Source organism: Niveibacterium sp. 24ML, assembly GCF_026586805.1.
GTDB lineage: Bacteria > Pseudomonadota > Gammaproteobacteria > Burkholderiales > Rhodocyclaceae > Niveibacterium.
Genome location: NZ_JAPFHA010000015.1, coordinates 66,247 through 90,868, shown reverse-complemented (window position 1 = coordinate 90,868; position 24,622 = coordinate 66,247). Strand labels below are relative to the sequence as shown.

Below are 24,622 nucleotides of genomic sequence, written 5' to 3'. Positions count from 1 at the left end.
AAACGGGCTAGGGCCCACCTTTGGATCTACGAGAAACCAACAATTGGGCGGCGATCATCGGGGCGACCTCCCCTCAAACACCCACGGTAACGTATCACCAAGGAGGGAAGGAGAGCCGCAATGGCCGGTCGGCTAAAGCATCAGTTGGGCACCCGAACGTCGAATGGCGTAATCGTACTCACTCGAGGCTAAGTTTCTGTTGCGGCGGCCAATCGAGCTTACGTTGAGGCGACGGACGCTATCAAAAACACGCCAGTCGAAATGTAACCAAAGGGCCGTTAGGATAAGCGAGGGGGCCTCACGGCCCCCTCACCATTCTAGCTATCAACAGCTGTGCAGCTTAGAACTTCAACTCGCCACTCAGGTAGTAGGTGCGGCCATACGAGTCGGTGTAGCGAGGATCATAGCCCACTTGGTGACCTGCGCCGCTCGTCCGAAGAGACAGGGGAGGTGCATCGTCAAACAAGTTGGTGATACCAAACCGCACGGTAGCCTTCTTGCTATAGGCATAGGCCAACTGCCAATCAGTCGTGCTGTACGACGGGATCGACAACTGCACCTCAGCACAATCACCCAAAGCATCAACAACCGAGACTGCACAATCGTCTGCACTTTGCAGTTGATCGTCGTAGCCTGAACGGTACTTGTAGGTAATCGTGTTAGTGAAGTCACCCGTAGTCAGACCAAACGCCCACGTAAACACGTTCTGGAAAGACACGCTGTCGTTTTCGCCAAACACACCGAGACTGGTTGTCCAGTCATCAGAGGTGCCCGGCCTCGTGTATTTGCTCTCCAGCAAGTACGTACCGTTCAACTGGGTATTGAAACGGCCAAAGGACAAGGGCAGCGAATAACCAAAGGTGTAGTCAAGACCGCGATTGACGGTTTGGCCAACGTTGATGCTCTTTTGCAGGATGGCAAGCTCATCCAGCCCGGTTGCGTTGTTGCGCTTGGGAATGAAAAGATCGTAATACTTGGACGCGTCACCAAAGATCTGCGCTTCGCTCAGCGAAGTGACAGCGTCTTTGATTTTAACTTCCCACATATCCAAGCTGACATTCATGCCGCGCACAGGCTCAAACACAAAGCCGATTGTCCATTGGGTCGAAGTCTCGGGCTTCAACTCCGAATTTCCTTCGAGGTAGACGTTGTACTGGCTCTTGTCAGTCTCAGGATCACCAATACACCACGCACGCTTGGGGTCGAGCGGACCAAACGGGCACGAGTAGTTGTTGCTCGTCACACCAAATTCAGCGCGAGGACGCCCGATGTCGAGCATCGAAGGTGCCTTAAAGCCGGTGCCATAAGAACCACGGATCAGCAGGCTGCTGATCGGGGTATAACGGCCAGAGAGCTTGTACGTCATCGCGCTCTCATCCTTACCCAGCGAAGCACCATTACTCGTCGTTGCACCAATCGTGTCATAGCGCAAGGCACCGCTGACTTCCAAGCCCTTGGTGATCGGCATCAGCATTTCGCCGAACAAGCCATACGAACTGCGGTCAAGTGAGTACGGATCGTCCTTGCTCAGGAAGAGCAATTCCTCATTCGCGTTGGCGTCTGCCACGGTGCGCTTGTAATCATAGGTCCGATAGTCAAAACCAAGACCCAGAAGCGCATCGCCACCACCCATCGAGAAGATTGGCCGAGAAGCGCGCGTTTCAAACGCATTCATCGTGGTCTTCTGATTATCCCAGGGACCATGGTATGTCGCAGAAGCCAGAACAGCCTTGTCGGAATCGGTCAAATCTGACGGCAGCCCAAACACATTCAGACCACCGCTGTAAGCCTTAGTCGCAAAGTCCGCCAGCAACCAACCATCCGGGTAGTCCTGCTGGGTTTCGTTGGTGGAGTATGTGTAGGACGCAGCACCATCCCAACCCCACGCACTACCCTCAAGACCAACAGTCATTTGATTCGCGGTAGTGTCGTACTCAGTGACACGATTTCCGGCCGGCAGGGCCCTCCAGCGGGCCGAAACCGAGGTCAGCCCAGCCAACTGCGCTGGCGTAAGGTAGGGCTTGACGTAGGTCGCCACCAATGCTGAATTCGGATCCAGCGGGAAGAAGCCGGTCGGATACGGCGCAATCCGCGACGTCATTTGGAAATTCGTGTATGCCAGATCAGCAAACGCAGTCAGGTTTTCTGTGATCTTGAAGCGACCCGTTGCAAAAACGCTATCACGTTCAGTGGCCGGCTGAATCTCGATTGTCGACGTATAGTCAAAGAAACAGTTATTGCCGATCTGCGAGTTATTGTCCGCACACTCCCCGTTTGCGAGCAGATACGGATTGAACGTACGCGACCTTGTCTTCGGCTTACCGGTCACCGGATCGATGTCAGCTGGATTCGGAACCCAGGTAACGCTCGCGCCACCAGGTATGGCGTTGCCCGATCCATTGAAGAAGTAAAGCGGGCCGGTATAAGGTGCGCCGTTTACCTGACCGCTTCCATGAAATCCGATCATCCCCGTCTTGGCGAATTTGCGGTCTTTGGCAGCAAGCTGCTGCTGCGAGTCGTGCTGATATGACATCAGCACGCTGTAGCGATCTTCATCGAGATTGCCAAAGCCTGCCGTAAAACCAGCACTCCAGCTATCGCCGCCAGCCTGCTCCGGGGCGCGGTACTGACCATTCAACGCGAAGCCTTGATACTCCTTCTTCATGATGAAGTTAACAACACCGGCAATCGCGTCGGAACCGTAGATTGCAGAGGCACCGTCTGTCAGCACTTCGACGCGCTCGATCGCAGCCATCGGGATCGAGTTCAGGTCGATGACGCTACCAGACCCGCTCGGCGCAACGCGGCGACCGTTCAAGAGCACAAGCGTGTACTGCTCGCCGATGTCATGAATCGAGGCCGTCTGAACACCGCCGCCGCCACCGCCAACTGAATCCGCCGAGGTCGTGAAACCCTGCATGACCGGGAGTTGCTGCAGCAACTCAGATGCGGTCGTCGCACCGGTCTTGGCAATCGCATCCTGCGTCAAAGTCTGGACGGGCAAGGCCCCTTCCTTCGCGATGCGCTTAATCGATGAACCAGTGACCTGGATTTTCTGAACCTTATCGGTTTGCTCTTGCGCCACCGCAGGTTGCAGCAGCATGCCGAACGCGACCGTAGTTCCGAAGGCTTGGAGCAGAGCCCGGTATGCGGGTCTCAGTGCAAGTGCCATAAGTGCCTCTCCTAGTATTTGTATCAAACCCTCACCGGGATCTCCGGCAAGAAAACTCAACGATGTGCGGGCTTATCCCGCAGCACCTGAACAAGTTGTCTGTCCCTCACAAGGCACTATTTGTAACTTTTGTATGCCACCCTCCTTAGAGGGCGTCGCATTGTCACGGGGTGCGATTCTGAGTGTCAATCGACCGACCTCTCACGTTGCAAGACCCGCAAAGCCACACACTGCAGTACCAAGAGGGGAAAAACAATGCCCGCCAGGATCGCTGACTTTTGGTGCATCGCAAGACTTGTGCCATGCAGTTCAGGCTGAAAAGCTTGTGTTAGTGAAGGATTGCAAGGTGTTTCTGCACATTTCTGGTGCGGCGCATCACCAAGCTGACCCACAGGGCCGAAACGGCTGAACTGTTAGTTTTGAGAAATTCGGTGCTTGTAGCGTCGGATCCGTGACGCGTAGACGCCAGAACATGTCGCTGATTCGTAATTTATGAATCAGCAAAACTTGCGCGCAAAACCTGCCTTGGACTAGAATGCGCGGCTTCGCTGCTGTAGCTCAGTCGGTAGAGCAACTGATTCGTAATCAGTAGGTCACCAGTTCGATTCCGGTCAGCAGCACCAATTCAGCGTTCCAAGTCGTACCACGCGAACCCGTCAGCCACTTGAATAGAGGGCTGGCGGGTTTTTTGTTGTTCCGCACCGTACCGCCCCGTCCGTAGCCATCCACACCCAATCCGGGTAGAAGAACCGGTAAAGGGGCCGAAACGGGTAATTCTGCCCGCCGCCCCGAGAAACCTATCCGGAGTGTGAATGCGGCGACAGATTGCACGCCTGCGTGACTTGGACACAAGCAGGCGAAGCCAGACAACACGGCAAGACGGGCACCAAAAACCCAGAGGGGCCCGATACGTCTGGCCCCTCGTTCGTTTCGCCCCCCTGCAAACTCCCGAACCCTCGATCAACTTCAGAAAGGCAGTTTGTGTCGTCGTACTGGTACATGACACAAATCCGACAAACACTGTCCGGGTCGGCCACCTAGAATCAGTTCCCCCCAACCCGTTGTTCTGCCTTTTACGCCATAGCGCGCCCCGGAGTCGGCCAACCATGCTCAAAGTGATCACGGGCACGCCACAAGCGCGTCGAAATTGGGTGATTGGCGGAACGATGCTGCTGCTCGCAACCGGCGGTGCCGTCTATGCGCTGTCGTCAAAAAAGGAAGTCGGCCCGAAGGCAGATACCGCCGTCACGCTGATGGAGCTCGGCAGTGGCGACACGCTGGAGGCAAAGCGGGTCTCGCATCAGCCCACGGTGTTGCTGGCGGGTACCCTCACCCCCTTGACGCAGATCCATTTGATTGCGCCGTTCGAAGGTCGCGTCGCTGAAGTCAGTGCACGACCGGGTGACAAGGTCACTGCGGGCCAGGTGCTCGCGCGGTTTGACGAATCGGATCTGCGTGCGCGGCTGGCAGAGCGTGCTGCCGCCTTGGCTAGTGCCGAAGAGCAGATGCGGGTGGCGGAGCGCAATCGAACGTCAAGCCGCGCCTTGCTCGAACAAAACTACATTTCGAAGAACGCTTTCGACAACACGATGGGCGGATTCGCCGAGCGCCAGGCAGCACTGGACGCCCAGCGTGCACAGCTTGCAATCGTGCAGCGCGCGGTGAAGGACGCCCGCGTGATCGCCCCCTTCTCGGGCACCGTTTCGTACCGGCAAGTGGAACCCGGCCAGTGGGTGGAGCCCAACCGCAAGCTGTTTTCGATCGTCGATCTGCGCAAGCTCGAGGCCGAAGCCTCGATCCCCAGCCAATACATCGCCAAACTCGCGCCCGGCCAGCAGGTACGACTGAAAGCGGAAGGCTTTGGCGATGAAACCTTTGCCGGCACTCTGACGCGGATCAACCCGATCACTCAGGCCGGCACCCGCAATGTGCTGGCTTATGTATCGGTGGATAACCCGGATGAACGGCTGCGCGCCGGTCTGTATGTGAGCGGCGAAATCGCTACCGGCGCCGCCGAGGCGCAGATCCTCCTGCCAATCACTACGATACAGACATCGCCGAAGGGGCGCGGCGTATGGGTTCTCGCCGACGGCAAACTGAAGTGGCAAGCCGTTGAATATGAGCGCCTGAGCGCCGAGCAGGTCCGCGTCACCAAGGGCCTTCTGGGGGGCGAACGCGTGGTCGCGGTCGGCCTTAAGGGCGCGACCGAAAACCTGGCAGTCCGCGTCAAGCCCGCAGCCTGAGTGCATAAGGATCCCCGACCATGTGGCTGACCCGAATCTCGGTGCAGAACCCCGTCTTCGCGACGATGCTGATGCTCTGCCTTGCGGTGCTGGGGCTGTTTGCCTACCAGCGCCTGACGGTTGAGGCGATGCCCGACGTCACCTTCCCTGCCGTAGCGATTGAAACGCCCTACCCCGGCGCAACGCCAGAGGTGGTGGAAGCGGAAGTCTCGCGAAAGATTGAAGAGGCGATGAATACCCTCGCCGGCGTCAAGCGGGTGACCTCGCGTTCATACCAGGACTTCTCGCTGGTTTTCGTCGAGTTCGAACTCTCGGTCGATGCGAACAAAGCCATTGCCGACGCGCGCGACAAACTGGCGCAGGTTCGCCCGACGATCCGTGAGGAGGTCAAACCATCAACGATTTCGAGTTTCGGCGAGAACGATCAACCGATCATGTCGATCAGCCTCACCTCTGATCGCCATACCTCGCGCGAGCTCACGGAGCGCGCCGAGAAGATCATCCTCAAACGGATCCAGACGGTGAAGGGCGTCGGCCGCGCACAGCTCGTGGGTGGCATCAAGCGCGAGATCCAGATCAAGCTCGACCCCTTCCGCATGCGCGCGCTGAACGTGGGCGTGGAACAGATCACCGAATCGCTACGGCGCGAGAACCAGATGCTGCCGGCCGGCGCACTGAAGAACCAGCGCCAGGAAATGCAGGTGCAAGTGCAAGGGCGTCTGAAGGAACCCAAGGCGTTCGAGGACATCGTCATCGTGCAGCGCGGCGATGCGGTCGTGCGGCTGCGCGATGTCGCCACCGTGATTGACGGCGAGGCCGAGCCGAGCTCTCACGCACTCATCAACGGCAAACCAGCGCTATCGATCGAAGTATTCAAGGTATCGAAAGCGAACACGGTCGAGGTGGCCGACGGAGTGCGCGCGACGATCAAGGAACTGAACACGACCCTGCCCGACGGCATGCTGCTGGACGCGGTGTTCGACGGTTCCGACGATATCCGCAACTCGCTCGCCGACGTGAAGAAGACGCTGCTCGAAGGCGCGCTGCTGACGATCCTGATCGTCTTCGTCTTTTTGGGCTCCTGGCGCAGCACGGTGATCACGGGCCTGACATTGCCGCTTGCGTTGCTTGGATCTGTTTTCGTGATCCAGGCCCTGGGCTTCTCGCTCAACATGATGACGCTGCTGGCGCTGTCCCTGTGCATCGGCCTGCTGATCGACGACGCCATTGTCGTGCGCGAGAACATCGTTCGGCACGCCCTGAAGGGGAAGAACCCACACGATGCGGCACTGGACGGCACCAAGGAGATCGGGCTCGCGGTACTCGCCACCACGCTCACCATTGTTGCCGTGTTTCTGCCTGTCGGCTTCATGGGCGGCATCATCGGGCGATACTTCTACCAGTTCGGCCTGACCGTGGCGGCGGCGGTCATGCTGTCAATGTTTGTCAGCTTCACGCTCGACCCGATGCTCTCGTCTGTCTGGCCGGATCCTCACGCACATGGCGGCAATCGCAAGGGCTTGCTCGGCCGTTGGCTGGACGCCTTCGAGCGCTTTCAAGACCTCCTCGCCAACCGATATGGCCGGCTGATCGAATGGTCACTCGGCCACCGCATCTGGGTCATCGTGCTCGCTGCGGTAGCCTTCCTCGGCAGTTTCCCCTTGCTCAAGTTCATCGGGTCCGAGTTCGTCCCGAAGGGCGATTTCGGCCAGTTGGGTGGGCGCATGATGACGCCCACCGGATCGAGCCTGAGCTACTCGCTTGAGAAAGCCAAGCAGATTGATGCCGCTCTGCGTGAGTTCCCCGAAGTCAAACGCAGCTACCTCACCGTCAACTCAGGTTGGCAAGCACAAGGGCCTGAGCAGATCGGGCTCAACATCAAGCTGGTACCGAAGCGCGAACGCACGGAAACCCAGGAGCAAGTGCTGGAGCGGCTGCGCGCGCGGCTCAAGCAAATCGGCGGCGTAGAACTCAAGTCGCTCCGCGTGGGCGAAGGCGGCGGCGGCGACAACCCCATCGCACTGAGCCTGCAGGGTGAAGACCTCGCGGTCCTGACCAAACTCTCGCAAGACCTGGCGGCACGCATCCGCGCGATCCCCAATACTGTGGACGTGCAAACAACCGCCGAAGACACCCGCCCGATGCTTGAAATCGTGGTCGACCGCGCAGTTGCGTCCGATCTGGGGATTTCGGTCGAGCGCATTGGCAGCACGCTGCGCCCGTTCATCGAGGGCCAGGCAGCCACAACCTGGCAGGCACCCGACGGGGAAGCCTACGATGTGAAGGTTCGTTTGCCTGCTGAATTGCGGCGCACCGGCAGCGATCTGGACCTCCTCTGGGTCGCCAGCAACCGCAACGATCCAGCCACTGGCTTGCCCTACATGATCGCGCTCTCGCAGGTTGCAAAGGTGGTGCCCTCAACCGCCCCTACGCGCATCAATCGCAAGAGCCTCATGCGCGATATCTGGGTCTTCTCGGGCGTCTCCGGCCGCTCCGCCGGCGAAGTCGGCAAAGACGTCGAAAAAGTACTCAAGGACTTCAGGCTCCCTGAGGGCTACCGCATCGTCGAAGACGGCGAGAACAAGGAGATGCAAGAATCCTTCGGCTACGCTGTCGCCGCCCTGGCGCTTGCGGTGATCTTCATCTACATGATCCTCGCCTCGCAATTCGGCAGTTTCCTGCATCCGCTGGCGATCATGACCTCATTGCCGCTATCGCTGATTGGCGTCTTCCTCGGCCTCATGATCGGGCAAAGCACGCTGAGCATTTTCTCGATCATCGGCATCATCATGCTGATGGGCCTGGTCACGAAGAATGCGATCCTGCTGGTGGACTTCGTTGAACAAGCGCAGAAGCGCGGCATTCCCCGAAGACAAGCAATCATTGATGCCGGCCGCACACGCCTGCGCCCGATCCTCATGACCACCTTCGCGATGGTCTTCGGCATGCTGCCAGTGGCCCTCGCACTGGGCGAAGGCGCGGAACAGCGTGCGCCAATGGCCCACGCCGTGATCGGCGGCGTCATCGCATCGACCATGCTCACGCTGATCGTGGTGCCCGTCGTGTACACCTACCTCGACGACTTCGGCGCCTGGCTCAAACGCAAGTTCGGCGCAAAGCCCGACACCGCAAACCAGCCCACCTAAACGCTACGCGACCAGACGCGGTGCGCCCCGGCTGGTCACTCCCCGCCGCCAAGGCGTTGAGACCATTGATCAGAGCGGAACTCCGTTCAATGCGCCGCCGCACACACGACAACACGGCATGCATCTCAACAACAAAAAACCCACAAAGCCTTTGGCTGTGCGGGTTTCCGTGGAATTCCTGGCGGAGAGGGCGGGATTCGAACCCGCGTTAGGTTATTCACCTAAACACGCTTTCCAGGCGTGCGACTTAAACCACTCATCCACCTCTCCGGGGTGAGCCAAAAATTATATCAGGGAGTCAGCCGTTTTTCCAAACTTACCGCGTCTTCGGCGGCGACCTGGCTGGCGTTACGCGGCGTTCGGACGAACATCACGACCGAGCGTGCCTCTGCGCTGGGTTTCGGAGTTGCGAGGCTGACCACGACGGTAATCGCGAAGCCGGCCATGACACCGAAGACGCCGCTGGCGATTGGCTGGATACCCCACCAGGCGTGAGCCATCGATCCGCCAAAGAACGGGTGGGTCATGACGGCGTAGGAGAGCGTCATCGCGAGCCCGCCTGCCATGCCGCAGACGGCGCCCCATTTGTTCGCGCGTGCCCAGAAGATCCCGAGGACCAAAGCGGGGAAGAACCCGGCAGCCGCAATCGAGAAGGCGAACCCGACGGTGAAGACGATGCTGTCGGGCCGCTGCGATGCAAGCCATGCCGCAAGGAATGCGACGAGCAGGAGCGATGTCTTTGAGACCACCAAACGGCGCGGCGTCGAGGCCTGTGGATTGACCATGCGGAAATACACGTCGTGCGACAAGGTGCTTGAGATCGTCAGCAGCAAGCCGTCCGCCGTCGAAAGCGCCGCTGCCAGCCCGCCAGCAGCAACGAGCCCGGAGACGATGTAGGGCAAGCCTGCGATCTCTGGCAAGGCAAGCAAGATCACATCGGGATTCAGGGTCAGTTCAGCGAGTTGCAGCACGCCATCGCGGTTGATGTCCTCGATCTTCACCAGGCCGATCCGGCCCCAGGATGACACCCACGCGGGCAGATCTGCGATCGGAGAACCGACGATCTGGGTGTAGATCTCCCACTTGGCGAACACCGCATAGGCCGGCGCCGTGAGGTAGAGCAGCAGGATGAAGAACAGCGACCAGAAGACGGAGCGTCGCGCCGCCGCCACGCCCGGCGTGGTGTAGTAGCGGGTCAGGATGTGCGGCATGCCGGCGGTGCCAACCATCAGCACGAACACCAGCGCGAGGAAGTTGTTGCGGGCATCCTCTGCTTCCTTGCCGGTGGCTCCGGCATGCGGCTTGGCGTGCGGCATCGGGGGCCGCGCCTGGGCCAGTTCTTCACTGCGCGCACGCGACCACTGCGTATGCGCGTCGATGGTGTTGGCCGGCATCTCGCGCAGTTGCCGCTGCACTGCGGCGATTTCTCGCGCCGAGGCGCTGGGCTGCGCGCGCAGTTCATCGAGCCGCGCCTCGTGCGACGCGCGCACCTGTGCCAGCGAACCCGGCAGCGCGGCCGCACGCGCCTCGAACTCCGCCGCACGCTCGACGCGCAACGCGCGCACCTCGATCTCGCGCGCATCCGCGCTCAGCCGCTGTTCAACCTTGGTGAGATCCTGCAGCACCTTGCCGTACATGATTTGCGGCAAAGGCACACCCGTCAGGTGCCACGACAGAATGAAGACCGGCGCCAGATAGGCGACGATCAGCACGATGTATTGCGTGACCTGCGTCCAGGTCACCGCCCGCATGCCGCCCATGAACGAACAGACCAGCACGCCGGCGAGCCCGACAAAAACGCCAATCTCGAACTGGATGCCAGCAAAGCGGCTGGTGATCAGCCCCACGCCGTAGATCTGCGCCACAACATAAACAAAGCTGGCCAGCACCACCGCGGCAACCCCGATGAAGCGTGGCAGGTTGCCTTCGTAACGCGCGCCAAGAAAATCCGGAATCGTGAAGGCGCCAAAGCGCCGCAGGTAAGGCGCCAGCAAGAGGGCAACCAGCACATAGCCGCCCGTCCAGCCCATCACGAACGCCAGTCCGTCAAACCCCGCAAAGTACAAGGTGCCGGCCATGCCGATGAAACTGGCCGCGCTCATCCAGTCTGCGGCGGTGGCCATGCCGTTGAAAACCGCGGGCACGCGGCGGCCCGCTACGTAGTACTCGACGACATCCGAGGTGCGGCTCGCAATACCAATCGCTGCGTACACCACGATCGTCGCGAGCAGGAAGGAGTAGCCGATCCAGCGCGGCGGCATGCCTGCGCGCTCGGCGCCGGCAAGCATCGCGAGGAAACACAGGAAACCGGCGACGTAGTAGAGGTAGAGCTTGGTGAGGCGCCGGCTGTAGGAGTCCATTGACAAGCGCTCAGGGAAGGCGGCGGAAAGTGCAGGAGTATAGGTTGGCCACGCTCACAGCCGGTAGTCAGCGCGCAACCTGTCTTGCAGGCGGTTGGCCTGGCGGAAGGCGTGCTTGAGCACCTGCCGCTCAAGGTAGTTGATGCTGCGCGCCGGGTCGATCCGGTTGGGCGAGCCGAACGCTGCTTCGCCCTGCTGATTCTTCAAACGCAGGAGCTGGATGAAGTGGTAACCATCGATCACCGCGGCGATGTCTTCTCCACCGAACGATGCGTGACGCGAGGCATCGCGCAAACGCTGCGCCGTGTTGGTAGCGCGCAGGCCCTGCGCCAGCGCGAACAGTCGCGCCGCATCGACGTAGGGCCGCACGCCGTGCAATTTCAGATCGAGCGTGCGCGGATGATCGCCCTTCTTGTCGAAAACGAAGTCGCGGATCAGGCCCAGCGGCGGCCGCGACTGCAAGGCATTGGCGGCCATCAGCCGCAGGAACAGGGCGCTGCCCACGGTGTGATCGAGCAGCCAGTCGCGCAGTGCGTCAGATAAGGTGGCGTCCCCGTAAAGCGGACGGAAGTCGAAGAAGATGCTCGCATTGAGCAAGGCCACCGGCTCGGCGTGGCTGATCCAGCCCAGGAAGCGCGCCCGCCACTCGTCGGCCGACAGACACCACTTGGGGTTGCTCGCCATGATCTCGCCCTTGCAGAGCGGGAATCCGCACTCGGCAAGCGCCTGATTCACCGCCAGCGCAAAGGGCAGGAAGGCTTCGCGCAGCGCCGCCGTGTCGGCAGCGCCTTGCGCGGCGAAGATGATGCCGTTGTCCTGATCGGTGGCAAGCGTCTGCTCGAAGCGTCCCTCGGAGCCGAACGCGAGCCAGCACCAGGGAACCTCCGGCAGCGTGTGCTGTGCGCGCACCAGATCGATCGCGTGCAGAGCGATCAAGTCGTTCAGCGAAGAGATCCACTGAATCGTCTGCTCGGCCGCCATGCCTTGCGCCACCAGGCGAACCGAAAAAGCGCGCACGGTTTCGGCCGCCAGAACAAGCTGCGGCAGGTCGCGCGCCGACAACACAGCATTGACCACCTCTTCCGATGCGATGCGCTGCGCGCTGTAAAGGTCGCCGCGCGAAACCACGCCAGCCAAGCGGCCGCTGCGATCCATCACGGTGACGTAGCGCACATTGCGGCGGGCCATCAGCAGCACCGCGTCGTAGGCGGTCGCTTCCACGCCGAGTTGCACCACGCCGGGGGTCATCACCTCGGTGACAGGCCGCCAAAGGTTGCCCTCTTCGGCCAGCACGATTCGCCGCAGCACGTCACCAAAGGTGAGAATGCCCTGCGGCACGCCGTCCTCTGCCGCGATCAGCACGGAACCGATGCGCCCAGCGTCCATCAACTCAAGCGCTTCGCGCACGCTCGCCTCGGGCGATACCGTTACCGGCGCGCGCCGCACCAGCTCGCGCAGCGGCGTGTGCAGCGAAAACGCGGTGTGCGCCGGCGCCGCCTCGAAGCCTGAAGTCACGTCAGTAGCGGATGCGGGCATAGTAGGTTTTCTCGGACGCCTCACGTGCTTGACCCAGCGTCACGATACCCCTTTCGGCAAGTAGCGGAATCATGCGCAGAAAGAGTTGCGCGGTCACCAACGCATCGCCGGCGGCATCGTGGCGATCGAGCAACGGCACACCAAAGCGCTCGGCAATCGCATCGAGCTTGTGGGTATCCTGGTTCGGGTGCAGCACGGCAGACAGCAGCAAGGTATCGAGCACCGGCTGGTCAAATCGCAGGCCGGTAGCCGCCTCTTTCATCTGCAGGAAGCGCATGTCGAACGCGGCATTGTGGCCAACCAGCACGGTACCCTGCGCGAATGCGTAAAAGCGCGGCAGCACGCTTGAGATATCGGGCTCACCCCGCAGACGCTCGCGCGAGATACCGTGGATCGCCTCGGACGCCGTATCGATCTCCCGCCCCGGGTCCACCAACTGCTCGAAACGCTCGCTGCGCAGCAAGCGCCCGTTAACGATACGAATCGCACCGAACTGGATGATCTCATCCCCCCCGGAAGGGTTCAGCCCTGTGGTTTCGGTATCGAAAACGGTGTAAGCCAGTTCGGCCAGGGGCCGCTCAGCCAGCGCACGCCCCCGCTCGCCCCAGGCAAACAGATCGAAGTCGTAGAACTCGGGGCGGGAGCCGTCCTGCCCTGCCGCGCCCGGCGCATCGTCGCCCGATTCGGCGAGCGGCAGGAGCACGCGGAACCAGGAACGCGCGCTTGCCCGCTCGCGCCCGTAGACCAGTTCGCCCTCATGGCGGTGCAGCACCTCGCGGATCGAACGCGGGCTCGCTTCACCGGCAAGCAGCATGGGTTCCATCTCCCAGCCCGCGGCAGACTCTGACGACAGGGCCGTGCCGCCCCAAGAGAGTTCGACATGCGCCATTGCGCCTTCGGCCACCACCGCCAGGCGCACCTCACGCGGCTCAACCGATTCATACACCCGCTGCGCCAGCACGGTGAGCACCTGCACCAGGGCAAAGCTGTCGACCCTGACCCAGACCTCGCCATCGCTCTCTTCAAGCTTGGTCAGCATGCCGGTGCGCGCTTCAATCCGCCGCTGCGCCGCACTGACCAGATCGGCGCCGTTCATCGCTTCAAGCGCCGAACTCGATCGCAGGACATCGGAGAACTCCCGCGCCGTGTCGGTAACACGCTCAGACAACCGCACCGATTCATCGCGGATCACCGTGAGGAATCGCCCACGCTGAATGGCATCCAGATCGTCGAACTCGATCAGGTTCTCGGCCGCGGCGCGGATGCTGGCGAGCCCCCCGCGCTGGGACTGCGTCAGCGTCTCGACCAGGCGATCGCGGCGCGCCGACTGCTCGGCCTCTCGCGTGATGTCTTCGGCCAGAATCAGGTAACCATTAAGCCGCTCGGCGATCGGGCGCGTGAGATCGGGATCGAGCACCGGTGTGATCCGCGCCCGCACCAGGCGCCCCGCCGCAGTGGCCGTAACAAAGCTCACCAGCACCCGCGCCCCGGTTCGCTCCAGCTTGCGCCAGAGCCGCTCGCGCGTGTGGGCAAGCAAACGGCGATCGAACACCGCCTCGATCGGGCGCCCCAAACCGATCAGGCTGGCCTCACCCGCTGCGCGGCCGGCACCGAACAAGACTCTGGCATGACCGTTGTAGAGCAGGATGCGGCCTTCACGGTTGCAGGCCAGCACGCCTTGCGGCATTTCAGTCACCAGCGCCGCGAGCTGGTTGCGTTCGCGCTCAACGCTGGCGCGTGCTTGCTCGGCGCGGGCTTCGGCATCTCGCAGCACCCCCTGGTAAGCCGCGATCAGGCGATTGACCTGCCCGGCAAGCGCAAGCATTTCCGGCGCCCCCAGAGGCTCAACCGCGCGCCCCGCCTGACCGCCCAGAACGAGTTCGACATCGTCGGCCATCCGCAGCGCGGCCGGCGCGTAGCGCCCGCTGAGCTGCCAGGCCAATGCCGCAGCCACGCCACCGAGCGCCAGCCCAACCAGGATCAACAAAGGCAAACGCGCGTCGGCCAGTGAGAGCAGCGTCGCACGCTCAACGGAGTCAAGGTCGCCCCACAGCGCCGCCGCGGCACAGCCAAGCGCCAGCATCGGCATGGCTGCAATGGCGGCACACCAGAGCTGGCGCTGCCGGCGGGCGATCAAACGGCCTCCGTCGCAAGGCGCGCAACACGTTCAAGGAAATCCCGCGTCGGGAATGGCTTGGCAAGAAAATCGGCCGCACCGACCGCGCGCGCCTTGGCTGCATCCGCATCACGCGCCCGTGCGGCCAACATCAGCACCGGAGGGGCTGGCTTGGCCGCGCACACCGCGCGGCACAACTCAAAACCGTCCAGGCCGCCGCGCTGCTCGTCGGCAATGACCACCACATCGGCAGCCTCGCTGACAACGCGGTCGAGCAGATCGGAAGCCTGATCGACCACCACCACCGTGTAGCCCGCGCGGTGCAGCAGGAATTCAAGCGAAACGACGATGGAATCGTCCGGATCGGCGATCAGGACACGTTTGGCCATCTCTCCCCTCCTCGCCCGTCTTGCGTTGAGCCGGGCCTATCGTTCGTCCGCGGGCGCGAACGCCGCGTGTTATTTGACTGCGGTAACCGCCGGCCGCAATTGTGCGCCATCAAGCATGGCAATGCCGAGAAAAGGAACGGTAAGGACGCCCCCCGACGTCCTTACCGTTTTGAAGGCCGCCAGCGCGTGACGCCGGCGATTCCCTGCGAGCCAACCGTTACAAGGCGCCTCTGCAATCAGCCCTTGAGCTGTTCGAGAATGGCCGGGTTTTCAAGCGTTGAGACGTCTTGCGTGATTTCTTCGCCCTTGGCGAGTGCACGCAGCAAGCGCCGCATGATCTTGCCGGATCGCGTCTTGGGCAAGTTCTCGCCGAAGCGGATGTCCTTGGGCTTGGCGATCGGGCCGATTTCCTTGCCAACCCAATCCTGCAACTCCTTGATCATCTTCTTCGCCGCATCGCCGGTGGGGCGCTCGCCCTTGAGCACGACGAAGGCGCAGATTGCCTCGCCGGTCATCTCGTCCGGGCGGCCGACCACCGCGGCTTCGGCCACCAGCGGGTTGGCAACCAGCGCGGATTCGATTTCCATCGTGCCCATGCGGTGGCCCGAGACGTTGAGCACGTCGTCGATGCGGCCGGTGATGGTGAAGTAGCCGTTGTCCTTGTCGCGGATCGCGCCGTCGCCGGCAAGGTAGTACTTACCCTGGAAGTCTTGCGGGTAGTAGCTTTTCTTGAAGCGCTCCGGGTCACCCCAGATGGTGCGGATCATCGAGGGCCACGGCTTCTTCACGACCAAGATGCCGCCCTGCCCCCAGGGCACGTCGTGCCCCAGCTCATCAACGATCGCAGCCTGAATCCCAGGGAAAGGCAGCGTGCAGGAACCCGGAACCAGCGTGGTCACACCCGGCAGCGGCGTGATCATGTGCCCGCCGGTTTCCGTCTGCCAGAAGGTATCGACGATCGGGCAGCGGCCACCGCCGATGTTGTCGTAGTACCACTGCCACGCCGCCGGGTTGATCGGCTCGCCGACCGAACCGAGCAGACGCAGGCTGCTCAGATCGTATTTGCTCGGGTGCGCAGCCGGGTTGAGTTCGGCGGCCTTGATCAGCGAGCGGATCGCGGTCGGCGCGGTGTAGAAGATCGAAACCTTGTGCGCCTCGATCATCTTCCAGAAACGGCCGGCGTCCGGGTAAGTGGGCACGCCTTCGAAAACGATCTCGGTCGCGCCACAGGCCAGCGGGCCGTAGGTGATGTAGGTGTGGCCGGTGACCCAGCCGATGTCTGCGGTACACCAGAACACGTCGTCCGGCTTGATGTCGAAGGTCCACTTCATCGTCAGCACCGCGTGCAGCAGGTAACCACCAGACGAGTGCTGCACGCCCTTGGGTTTGCCGGTGGAACCCGAGGTGTAGAGCAGGAAGAGCGGATGCTCGGCATCGACCCATTCCGGCTCGCAGGTATCGGGCTGATCCTTGATCAGATCATGCAGCCACACGTCGCGCCCCGCCAGCATCGGCACGTTGCCGCCGGTGCGCTGGTAAACGATGACGTTCTTGATCGACTCGCAGCCGCCCATCGCGAAGGCCTCATCGATGATCGGCTTGAGCGGGATGTTCTTGCCGCCGCGGCACTGCTCATCGGCGGTGATCACTGCAACCGCGCCGGCATCCTGCACCCGCTCTTGCACGCTCTTGGCCGAGAAGCCGCCGAACACCACCGAGTGCGTCGCGCCGATCCGCGCGCAGGCCTGCATGGCCGCTACGCCTTCCACCGACATCGGCAGGTAGATCAGAACCCGGTCGCCCTTCTGGATGCCCGCCGCCTTCAAACCGTTGGCGAACTTGCACACCAGCGCGAGCAGCTGCTTGTAGGTGACCTTGGTGACCTTGCCGTCATCTGCCTCGAAAATGATCGCCACTTTGTCGCCCAGGCCGGCTTCGACGTTACGATCAAGGCAGTTGTACGAAACGTTGAGCTTGCCGTCTTCGAACCACTTGAAGAAGGGGGCGTTCTCACTGCCGAGCGTCTTGGTGAAGGGCTGCTTCCAGGTGACATGCTCACGTGCGAGTCGCGCCCAGTAGCCTTCGTAGTCGGTTTCGGCCTCTTTGCAAAGGGCCTCGTAGGCCGCAAGGCCCGATACGGCGGCGGCCTTGACGACCGCGTCTGACGGCGGAAAGACCCGGTGCTCATGCGTTGCGGTTTCGACGTTTGACATCGCCACTAGCCTCCTTGAATTCGGACTGGATCGGGTGCCGTCTGTTCGTCGCCGGCGCACGTGGCGCCAACAACCGACGCGGCTGTTGTAGGGCACGATTACATCGGGAGCGGCTTACGCAGCTCTTACATAAGACTTGGGGCTTACCCGCACCAAGCGCACAAGAAGGCCCTGCTAGAATCGCTTGCTGCACTGCGGCGACTGCCGCGCTTCACGCCAACCCCATGCGAGTGACCCAAAACATGTCAAATCCGACCATCAATGCGCTCGAGAAATTCATATTCGGCAGCCGCTGGCTGCAAGCCCCACTCTACGTCGGGCTGATCTTTGCGCAAGGTGTTTACGTTTACAAGTTCCTTAGCGAACTCGTCCACCTCGTGTCGCACGCGACCACGCTGACTGAAGTGGACATCATGCTGATCGTGCTGGGCCTCATCGATGTGGTGATGGTCGCAAACCTGCTCATCATGGTCATCGTTGGTGGCTATCAAACCTTCGTTTCGCGCCTGGATCTGGAAGGTCACCCCGACCAGCCTGAATGGCTTAGTCATGTAAACGCCGGTGTGCTGAAGATCAAGCTTGCCACCGCGTTGATCGGTATCTCGTCGATCCACCTGCTCAAGGTATTCATCGATGTTGGTAACCAGATGAGCAAGGCAGGCAACGAATTCCAGCTGATGGTTGTTGAGCATCAGGTGATGTACCAGATTGCGATTCACGTCACCTTCGTCGTCTCGGCGCTGGTGATGGCCTACACCGACAAGCTCATGAACAGCACCTTGCTGATGAGCAAAAACCACTGATCGATCCGGGGGGAGAGACCACATGAGCACCATCAATCAAAGCGACCTGATCGACAGCGTCGCCGCGGCCTTGCAGTACATCAGCTACTACCACCCGGTGGACTACATCACCAACCTGGCGCGCGCCTACGAGCTTGAAGAAAGCCCGGCAGCCAAAGACGCGATGGCGCAGATCCTGATCAACTCGCGCATGTGCGCCGAGGGCCACCGCCCGATCTGCCAGGACACCGGCATCGTCACCGTTTTCGTCAAAGTCGGCATGGATGTGCGCTGGGAAGGCTTCACCGGATCGATCGACGACGCTATCAACGAAGGCGTGCGCAGGGCGTACAACGACCCGGACAACAAGCTGCGCGCCTCGATCCTGCTCGACCCGGCCGGTGCCCGCAAGAACAGCAAGGACAACACGCCGGCGGTGATCCACTACACCATGGTTCCTGGCGACAAACTCGACATCACCGTTGCCGCAAAGGGCGGTGGCTCCGAAAACAAGTCCAAGATGGTGATGCTCAACCCGTCGGATTCGATCGTCGACTGGGTGCTGAAGACCGTGCCGACCATGGGCGCCGGCTGGTGCCCGCCGGGCATGCTGGGCATCGGCATCGGCGGCACCGCCGAGAAGGCGGTGCTGCTCGCCAAGGAAGCGCTGATGGACCCGATCGACATGCAGGAGCTGCTCAAACGCGGCCCCCAGAACCGCATCGAGGAACTGCGCATCGAACTGTACGAAAAGGTCAACGCGCTGGGCATCGGCGCGCAGGGCCTCGGCGGCCTCACAACCGTGCTGGATGTGAAGATCCTCGACTACCCGACGCACGCCGCTTCGCTACCGGTGGCGATGATTCCCAACTGCGCGGCCACCCGCCATGCGCACTTCGTGCTCGATGGCTCGGGCCCGGTCTACCTCGACCCGCCCTCTCTCGCCGACTGGCCCAGCCTCACCTATGACGCTTCCAAGGGCAAGCGCGTCAATCTGGATGCGGTCACCCGCGAGGAAGTCGCCTCCTGGAAGCCGGGCGACGTATTGCTGCTCAACGGCAAGATGCTGACCGGCCGCGACGCCGCCCACAAGCGCATGGTGGACATGCTCAACAAGGGCGAGGCGCTACCGGTTGAGATGGCCGGCCGCTTCATCTACTACGTAGGCCCGGTCGACCCGGTGCGTGACGAAGCCGTCGGCCCGGCAGGCCCCACCACCGCCACGCGCATGGACAAGTTCACCGAACAGGTGCTGGCGCAAACCGGCCTCCTCGGCATGATCGGCAAGGCCGAGCGCGGCCCCGCGGCGATCGAAGCGATCAAGAAACACAAGTCGGTGTACCTGATGGCGGTGGGCGGCGCGGCTTACCTCGTCTCCAAAGCCATCAAGTCGGCCAAGGTGGTCGGCTTCGCGGATCTGGGCATGGAAGCGATCTACGAATTCGATGTGGTGGACATGCCCGTGACCGTCGCGGTCGACTCGCTGGGCACATCGGTCCACCAGACCGGGCCGAAGGAATGGCAAAGCCGGATCGGCAAGATCCCGGTCACCAGCGCCTGAAGCCTGCGCCACGGCCAGCCGCCGCCAAGAAAAGAGCCCGGACTTGTCCGGGCTTTTTTCTTGGCGCTGCCAGCGCGCATAATCACCAACACCCGATCAAGAAAGGAGTTGCCTCATGTCGACGCGCTACCTCGTCATCGAATTCATCGACGGCAAAAAGGAAACCTTCACCTTTCCGGAACAGTCGCCAACCGACGCGGCAAAGAAAATCAGCATCGAACGATTCCTGCAAAGCCCATGGATCGTGGTCGAAACCGAATCAACGATCCTTGCCTACCCGGTCGCGAACATCAAGTGCTTGCAGTTCTCGGGCATGATCGATGATCGCCACACCCTGCCGCTCCCTGCCCTTGCAATCCGTGGCGCGGAACAGCGCTAGAACGCCGCAGCGGCGACCGTGCCAGCGGCGCGGACGCCCTGCAGGAGTATTGTTCAGCCGAAATGGCAAACGTAGTGCAGCGTCTCGACGGTCTCGATCTTGAAGCTGCTGTTGCCCGGCACGTCAAAAGACTGGCCGGCGGCATACTCGGTCACCGTATCGCTACCCGCCAGTTGAACGCGGCATCGACCATCAATCACTTCCATGACCTCCGGCGCTCCGGTATTGAAGGTCAGGCTTGACGGCAGGATCACGCCGACCGACTTGCGCGTGCCATCGGCAAACTGAACAGTGTGGCTGACACACTTGCCATCGAAGTAAACGTTGGCCTTCTTGACGACCGACACCCCATCGAACTGATCCGCTGCAGACATCGAAATCTCCGAATTGATCTGAAAAATGAAAAAGGCCACGGATTATAGCCGTGGCCCTTCGTTGCCCCGCAGAGAAGCGCTTCACTCGATACCGAGCATCTTCGCGATGACCGACTTGGCCATAAAGCCGAACATGCCCGTGCCAAGCGCAAAAAACAGCGCAGCAGTCCCCATCTTGCCCGCCTTCGACTCGCGGGCAAGGTTCCAGATGATGAAGAACATGTAGGCGATGAGCGCGGTCAGAAAGAGCTTGAGGGAGATATCCTCAAACTCCGCGACGCTCAAACCAAAGACAGTGACGGTTTCCATGGCAACTCTCAGACTTGGATTTGTCCGAATCCTCGCTCCTGGAACGCGATTGGGACAAAGCTCTGGGACGGCGCGATTCTACTGCCGCCCCCTGCACTGCACAATCAGAAAAACGCCTACATTTCAGCAACTTGCCCTGACGGCTTGCTGACAAGCGCCAATGAAAAAGGCCGCCAGACGGCGGCCTCTGGATTCGAATCCGCGCCGGATCAGAAGAGCTTGGCGCTGAGGTCGAACAATTCCTGGTTGAACGGGCGCTTCATGTTCTCGATGCAATCGATGATGTCGTGATGAACCATCTGGTTGTGCTGCAAGCCGATGCAACGCCCACCGTGGCCGGCCAGCAACAACTCGACCGCAAACGCGCCCATCCGGCTTGCGAGCAAGCGGTCGCGCGCAGTCGGCGAGCCGCCGCGCTGGATGTGCCCAAGAATCGTTGCGCGGGTCTCCAGTTCGGTGCGACTTTCGATTTCCTTCGCCAGCGCATTCACGTCGGTCACATGTTCGCAGATCACGACCAGCGCATGGCGCTTGCCACGCGCAATGCCGGCATCAATCTGAGCCAGCAGGGAAGCCTTCTCGAAGGGCTGCTCGGGCACCACGACGAACTCTGCGCCGCCGGCCACCGCTGCCGACATTGCCAGATCGCCACAATGCCGCCCCATCACCTCAACCACCGAGATCCGCTTGTGTGAGCTGGAGGTATCACGCAAACGGTCAATCGCTTCGAGAATGACATTCAAGGCGGTATCGAAGCCGATGGTGAAATCCGTGCCGGCGATGTCGTTATCGATCGTGCCGGGCAAGCCGATGCACGGATAACCCATTTCGGTCAGCTTCTTGGCGCCCATGTACGAGCCATCACCGCCGATGACAACCAGCGCCTCGATGCCATGCTTCTTGAGATTCTGGATCGCCTCGCGCCGCACCGCTTCCTCCTTGAATGCAGGGAAACGCGCAGACCCAAGGAAGGTGCCACCACGGTTGATCACGTCCGACACGCTGTAACGCTCAAGCTTCTCGATACGGTCCTGATGCAAGCCCAGATAGCCGTCATGGATGCCGTAAACCTCGAGCCCGCTGGACAGCCCGGCGCGGACCACCGCGCGGATCGCCGCGTTCATGCCCGGGGAATCGCCACCGCTGGTCAGGACACCAATTTTCTTGATCATTCTGCGCCTCATTCTTTTATGGACTTAGGGGGTACTCCGCATGGTGAAGCCCAGCTTGAGCAACACGCACCCATGCAGGTGCGATCGCTGGAAACACAAGGGCCGCCCGAAGGCGGCCCATACTACTCAATAAGCTCAGCCACCGCGCTTGAGCCGGGCATTTTCCGCGATCCGCATACGCAAAGCATTGAGCTTGATGAAACCTCCTGCATCTGCCTGGTTGTATGCGCCGCCATCGTCGTCGAAGGTCGCAATCGTCTGGTCAAACAAAGTGTCCTTCGAATCGCGCGCCACCACCGACACCGAACCCTTGTAAAGCTTGACCCGCACCCAACCGTTCACATTGGCCTGCGTGTGGTCGATCAGCACTTGCAGCGCGCGCCGCTCGGGGCTCCACCAGTAACCGTTGTAGATGAGGCTGGCGTAGCGCGGCATCAAATCGTCTTTCAGGTGCGTCACTTCGCGGTCGAGCGTGATTGACTCAATGCCGCGATGCGCCTTGAGCAGAATCGTGCCTCCCGGCGTTTCGTAACAACCACGCGACTTCATGCCGACATAACGGTTCTCGACCAGATCAAGGCGACCAACACCATGCTTGCCTCCCAGCTCATTGAGCTTGGCCAGCACTTCATGCGCTGCCAGCCGGGTGCCGTTGATCGCCACAACGTCGCCACGCTCGAACTCCAGATCCACATACTCCGGCGCATCCGGCGCCGCCTCGGGCGAGACCGTCCAGCGCCACATCGATTCTTCCGCTTCGTTCTTCGGGTCCTCGAGGTGGCGGCCTTCGAACGAGATGTGCAGCAGGTTCGCGTCCATCGAATACGGCGCGCCACCATTCTTGTGTTTCATGTCGACAGGAATGCCGTGTTGCTCGGCATAGGCAAGCAACTTTTCACGCGAAAGCAGATCCCACTCGCGCCAGGGTGCAATGACCTTCACACCCGGCATCAATGCGTAAGCGCCCAGTTCGAAACGAACCTGGTCATTGCCCTTGCCGGTGGCACCGTGCGAAATCGTGTCAGCGCCCGTTTGGCGCGCGATGTCGATCAAACGCTTCGCGATCAGCGGGCGGGCGATCGAGGTGCCGAGCAGGTACTCCCCCTCATACACCGTGTTGCAGCGAAACATCGGGAAGACGAAGTCACGCACGAATTCTTCGCGCAGGTCGTCGATGAAAATGTTCTCGGGCTTGATCCCGAACTTCAGCGCCTTGGCACGCGCCGGCTCAAGCTCTTCGCCCTGCCCCAGGTCGGCGGTGAACGTCACCACCTCACAGGCATAGGTATCCTGCAGCCACTTCAGGATCACTGAGGTATCCAGGCCTCCGGAGTACGCCAGGACGACTTTCTTCACTTCGCTCATTTCGAATCCTCGATGTTTCCGACGCAACACCCAACGGCAGGCTCAAGGTGCTACATACAAGCCGGGAAGGTCACCATCCGCGCTGAGCATGCCGATGCGCGAACAGGATCCAACACAGCCCCCGCCCGGCATTCGGGGGCCAGCAAATCTCAAACCGGGGCGTGACAGACCGCCTCGACGTTGTTGCCGTCGGGATCAATCACAAACGCCCCGTAGTAGTCCGGATGGTAGTGCGGTCGAAGTCCCGGCGCGCCATTATCCACGGCACCTGCAGCCATCGCGGCCGCGTGAAACGCATCAACACTTGCCCGGTCTTTCGCCAGCCACGCGAGATGGCAGCGTGTCGACGCCTCGGGCGCGCTGACGAACCAGGTATCCATCTTGCTCTCGCATTGGAATCCCACTACCCGGACTCCGTCATGCACGGCATCGTAAGCGGCAACATAGCCAAGCGGCGCAAGGCACGCAGCATAGAAGGCCTTGCTGCGATCGATGTCAGTCACGCGAAACGTCATATGATCAATCATGGTGCAAGCCTCCTTGGTCGATCACTTGCCGTCGACACGCCCCATCACCAGATACTCCAGAAGCGCCTTCTGCGCATGCAGGCGGTTCTCGGCCTCATCCCAAACCACGCTTTGCGGACCGTCAATCACCTCGGCCGAGACTTCTTCCCCACGATGCGCGGGAAGACAATGCATGAACAAGGCGTCCGGATTGGCGACGCGCATCATATCGCCGTCGACCTGCCAATCTGCAAAGGCCTTTATCCGCGCCGCGTTCTCCGCCTCAAAACCCATCGAGGTCCACACGTCCGTGGTGATCAGGTCGGCACCCCGTGCCGCCTCCATCGGATCGGCAAACTGCTCGAAGTGCCCGGTACCGTAAAGGTTCGCCCGCTCGGCCTCGACTTCGTAGCCGGGCGGCGTGGAAACGTGGACATTGAAGTCAAGCACTTCTGCCGCCTGCAACCAGGTGTTGCACACGTTGTTCGAGTCACCGATCCAGGCCACCGTCTTGCCCTGAATCGGGCCGCGGTGTTCGATCCAGGTGTAGATGTCCGCCATGATCTGGCAGGGGTGATATTCGTTGGTGAGGCCATTGATGACCGGCACGCGGGAATGAGCGGAAAAGCGTTCGATGATCGCCTGCTCGAAGGTGCGAATCATCACCACATCGGACATCCGCGACATGACCTGCGCGGCGTCTTCAACCGGCTCGCCACGTCCAAGCTGCGAGTCACGGGTATTCAAATAGATCGCAGAGCCCCCCAGCTGGAACATCCCCGCCTCGAAGGACAAGCGCGTCCGCGTGCTGGCCTTCTCGAAAATCATCACCAAGGTGCGGTCAAACAAGGGGTGGTAGGGCTGGTAGCGCTTGAACTTGTCCTTGATCCAGCGGGTACGCTCAAAGAGGTAATCAAACTCTTCGCGCGAAAAATCGTTGAACTGCAGGAAGTGCTTCGGCGCCATCTTTGTCTCGCTTGGCCGCATCTGGATCATCAG

At 61.2% G+C, this 24,622-nt stretch carries 17 protein-coding genes and 2 tRNA genes; 6 read left to right on the top strand and 13 right to left on the bottom strand.

From position 1 onward, the window contains the following. Positions 1–340: 340 nt before the first annotated feature. A complete protein-coding gene (locus OPU71_RS13675) occupies positions 341–3,172 on the bottom strand; it encodes a TonB-dependent receptor (protein WP_267728565.1) in 2,832 nt (943 codons plus the stop codon). Positions 3,173–3,719: 547 nt separating this feature from the next. Here OPU71_RS13675 and OPU71_RS13670 point away from each other — a divergent pair. The 3 genes from OPU71_RS13670 to OPU71_RS13660 all read left to right on the top strand — a co-directional run bounded on the left by OPU71_RS13670 (position 3,720) and on the right by OPU71_RS13660 (position 8,561). After that, a tRNA-Thr gene (locus OPU71_RS13670) sits at positions 3,720–3,795 on the top strand. A gap of 483 nt (positions 3,796–4,278) precedes the next feature. Beyond that, positions 4,279–5,415, top strand: a complete 1,137-nt coding sequence (locus OPU71_RS13665) for an efflux RND transporter periplasmic adaptor subunit (protein WP_267728564.1) — start codon at positions 4,279–4,281, stop codon at positions 5,413–5,415. Positions 5,416–5,435: 20 nt separating this feature from the next. Next, positions 5,436–8,561 (top strand): efflux RND transporter permease subunit, encoded by a 3,126-nt coding sequence (locus OPU71_RS13660; protein WP_267728563.1) that lies wholly within the window; start codon positions 5,436–5,438, stop codon positions 8,559–8,561. A gap of 179 nt (positions 8,562–8,740) precedes the next feature. On the opposite strand, the gene OPU71_RS13655 is transcribed toward OPU71_RS13660, so the two are convergent. The 6 genes from OPU71_RS13655 to acs all read right to left on the bottom strand — a co-directional run bounded on the left by OPU71_RS13655 (position 8,741) and on the right by acs (position 17,175). Then, a tRNA-Ser gene (locus OPU71_RS13655) sits at positions 8,741–8,831 on the bottom strand. Positions 8,832–8,851: 20 nt separating this feature from the next. After that, entirely contained in the window at positions 8,852–10,921 is a 2,070-nt protein-coding gene (locus OPU71_RS13650) for a sodium:solute symporter family protein (protein ID WP_267728562.1), read from the bottom strand. A 54-nt stretch (positions 10,922–10,975) separates the two neighbouring features. Beyond that, the gene (locus OPU71_RS13645) at positions 10,976–12,457 is read right to left on the bottom strand and encodes a DUF294 nucleotidyltransferase-like domain-containing protein (RefSeq protein ID WP_267728561.1); all 1,482 of its coding nucleotides are present in this window, start codon (positions 12,455–12,457) and stop codon (positions 10,976–10,978) included. Then, a complete protein-coding gene (locus tag OPU71_RS13640; RefSeq protein WP_267728560.1) occupies positions 12,438–14,594 on the bottom strand; it encodes a 3'-5' exonuclease in 2,157 nt (718 codons plus the stop codon). Before OPU71_RS13640 ends, OPU71_RS13645 begins: the two co-directional genes overlap by 20 nt. Then, positions 14,591–14,962 (bottom strand): response regulator, encoded by a 372-nt coding sequence (locus OPU71_RS13635; RefSeq protein ID WP_267728559.1) that lies wholly within the window; start codon positions 14,960–14,962, stop codon positions 14,591–14,593. Before OPU71_RS13635 ends, OPU71_RS13640 begins: the two co-directional genes overlap by 4 nt. A 236-nt stretch (positions 14,963–15,198) precedes the next feature. Then, the gene (acs, locus tag OPU71_RS13630) at positions 15,199–17,175 is read right to left on the bottom strand and encodes an acetate--CoA ligase (RefSeq protein WP_267728558.1); all 1,977 of its coding nucleotides are present in this window, start codon (positions 17,173–17,175) and stop codon (positions 15,199–15,201) included. A gap of 242 nt (positions 17,176–17,417) precedes the next feature. Between acs and OPU71_RS13625 the strand changes: the two genes are divergently transcribed. The 3 genes from OPU71_RS13625 (at position 17,418) to OPU71_RS13615 (ending at position 19,897) form a co-directional block, all read left to right on the top strand. Beyond that, positions 17,418–17,978 (top strand): TIGR00645 family protein, encoded by a 561-nt coding sequence (locus OPU71_RS13625; RefSeq protein ID WP_267728557.1) that lies wholly within the window; start codon positions 17,418–17,420, stop codon positions 17,976–17,978. Between the two features lie 22 nt (positions 17,979–18,000). Continuing rightward, positions 18,001–19,518 carry a fumarate hydratase gene (locus tag OPU71_RS13620; RefSeq protein ID WP_267728556.1) on the top strand — a complete coding sequence of 506 codons (1,518 nt, stop codon included), beginning with the start codon at positions 18,001–18,003 and terminating at the stop codon, positions 19,516–19,518. Positions 19,519–19,633: 115 nt separating this feature from the next. Beyond that, positions 19,634–19,897 carry a hypothetical protein gene (locus tag OPU71_RS13615; RefSeq protein WP_267728555.1) on the top strand — a complete coding sequence of 88 codons (264 nt, stop codon included), beginning with the start codon at positions 19,634–19,636 and terminating at the stop codon, positions 19,895–19,897. Between the two features lie 53 nt (positions 19,898–19,950). Here the strand turns inward: OPU71_RS13615 and OPU71_RS13610 are convergent, their stop codons facing one another. The 6 genes from OPU71_RS13610 to argF all read right to left on the bottom strand — a co-directional run bounded on the left by OPU71_RS13610 (position 19,951) and on the right by argF (position 24,589). Further along, positions 19,951–20,271, bottom strand: a complete 321-nt coding sequence (locus OPU71_RS13610; RefSeq protein ID WP_267728554.1) for a pyrimidine/purine nucleoside phosphorylase — start codon at positions 20,269–20,271, stop codon at positions 19,951–19,953. Between the two features lie 81 nt (positions 20,272–20,352). Continuing rightward, the gene (locus tag OPU71_RS13605) at positions 20,353–20,580 is read right to left on the bottom strand and encodes a DUF2788 domain-containing protein (RefSeq protein WP_267728553.1); all 228 of its coding nucleotides are present in this window, start codon (positions 20,578–20,580) and stop codon (positions 20,353–20,355) included. Positions 20,581–20,789: 209 nt separating this feature from the next. Then, a complete protein-coding gene (gene pfkA / locus OPU71_RS13600; protein WP_267728552.1) occupies positions 20,790–21,752 on the bottom strand; it encodes a 6-phosphofructokinase in 963 nt (320 codons plus the stop codon). 135 nt (positions 21,753–21,887) lie between these two features. Continuing rightward, positions 21,888–23,117: an argininosuccinate synthase gene (locus OPU71_RS13595; protein WP_267728551.1), complete on the bottom strand. Its 1,230-nt coding sequence runs from the start codon at positions 23,115–23,117 to the stop codon at positions 21,888–21,890. A 149-nt stretch (positions 23,118–23,266) separates the two neighbouring features. Then, the gene (locus OPU71_RS13590) at positions 23,267–23,644 is read right to left on the bottom strand and encodes a VOC family protein (RefSeq protein ID WP_267728550.1); all 378 of its coding nucleotides are present in this window, start codon (positions 23,642–23,644) and stop codon (positions 23,267–23,269) included. A gap of 21 nt (positions 23,645–23,665) precedes the next feature. Then, positions 23,666–24,589 carry an ornithine carbamoyltransferase gene (argF, locus tag OPU71_RS13585; protein ID WP_267728549.1) on the bottom strand — a complete coding sequence of 308 codons (924 nt, stop codon included), beginning with the start codon at positions 24,587–24,589 and terminating at the stop codon, positions 23,666–23,668. Between the last annotated feature and the right edge of the window lie 33 nt (positions 24,590–24,622).